Consider the following 1,387-nt stretch of genomic DNA (forward strand, 5'->3'; position numbering starts at 1 on the left):
AGGTCGTCTGAAAACCCTGCAATACGGTTTTCAGACGACCTTTGTTATTGGATATTAATGATGCGTATGACCGATTTGGAAGGTCAGGGTGGTGTAGTTCGCCTGTTTTTGGCACACGCTTTGATCGGGGAAATCGGCTTTGTGTTCTACGCTGGCTTTCCAGAAGCCTTGACGCAGGGGGATGATGCTGACTTCGCCTTTGTCGTCCGTAGTATCGGAGAAGGCTTGGGCTTCGGTTTTGTGGGTTTTGCTGCGGTCGCTGGTGTCGAAGCCGTCAAATGTGGCGGTAACGGTGGCGTTGGGCAGCGGCTCGCCGTTGAAAAGGACGCGGACTTTAAAGCGTTCGCCGACGTGGACGTTGGCGGGGTTGTCCAACGGAACGATTTCCAGATGTTGTCCGACTTGCTTGGTGATGACGGCGGTGTCTGCGCTTTCGTGTCCGACGTTGACGATGTTTTTACCGAACATTCGGGTTTGTTCGCAATAGCTGGCGTCAGGCATTTCTTTGATGCTCGCTTGTTTCCAGCCTGCGCTGTTTTTAGACCAGAAAGTCGGCTGGTATTCGGCGGTAACGAGGTAGCTGCCATCTTTGACAGGGAGTTTGCTGCGGTATTGATAGTTGTACGTCCCTTTTTGAATCAGATTTTCTTTGCCTTTTTCGGTAATCAGCTGCATGGGCTTGCTGAAAATGTGCAGGCGGTCTTTGGCGATGGGTTCAAGTTCGGGGAACTCGCCATAGCCCAATTCGGCTTGTAGGTATTCGCCGCCGTGTGTATGGGCGGTTTCGACCCAGACGCGGTGTGCTTGGGCGGTTGTGCTGAACAGGAGCGCGGATGCGATGAACAATGCGGTTTTTTTCATGGGTTCTCCAAATGTATCGGGTAGAAATTTGATTGGTTATAATATAACAATTTTATTTATAACAAAACGGTTTCATGAAAAAAAGGTCGTCTGAAAACAGGATTTCTGTTTTCAGACGACCTTTCGCTTAGCTGATGTTTAAGCGTTAACCGGCTTTAGAAGCAATCTGAGGTTTTCGTTTTTCACTTGCAACAGCAGATCGATATTGGGATGTTTGCCCGGATTGGCTTGCGCGTCGGCAACATGTTCGGCAAACCAATCCAAACCCTGCGCAGCAGCAGCGGCATCGAGCTTGCCACCGAAATTCAATGCCAAAGCGTTGTAGAGTTTCAGCGAGCCTTGCTTGCCGGGCGCATTGGGGATGTGATGGACGGCTTTGCCTTGTGCGTCAAGGATGTCGAGTCCGCTCAAATGACCGATGTCGGGCATGGCGGCGAGGTTGTCTTGGAAGCTCATGGTTGTCCTTTCTAACATGGGATTTTCAACGAAAAATACCTTGTATAGTGGATTAACTTTAAACCAGTAC

2 protein-coding genes are annotated in these 1,387 nt (G+C 50.0%); both read right to left on the bottom strand.

Features of this window, described 5'->3' with window-relative positions:
* Positions 1–54 precede the first annotated feature (54 nt).
* Complete coding sequence (locus HMPREF1028_RS12825; protein WP_009313193.1) at positions 55–861, bottom strand: DUF4198 domain-containing protein; 807 nt, start codon at positions 859–861, stop codon at positions 55–57.
* A gap of 138 nt (positions 862–999) precedes the next feature.
* Positions 1,000–1,317 carry a DUF2322 family protein gene (locus tag HMPREF1028_RS12830; RefSeq protein ID WP_003763340.1) on the bottom strand — a complete coding sequence of 106 codons (318 nt, stop codon included), beginning with the start codon at positions 1,315–1,317 and terminating at the stop codon, positions 1,000–1,002.
* Between the last annotated feature and the right edge of the window lie 70 nt (positions 1,318–1,387).

Origin of the sequence: Neisseria sp. GT4A_CT1 (assembly GCF_000227275.1) — a bacterium.
GTDB lineage: Bacteria > Pseudomonadota > Gammaproteobacteria > Burkholderiales > Neisseriaceae > Neisseria.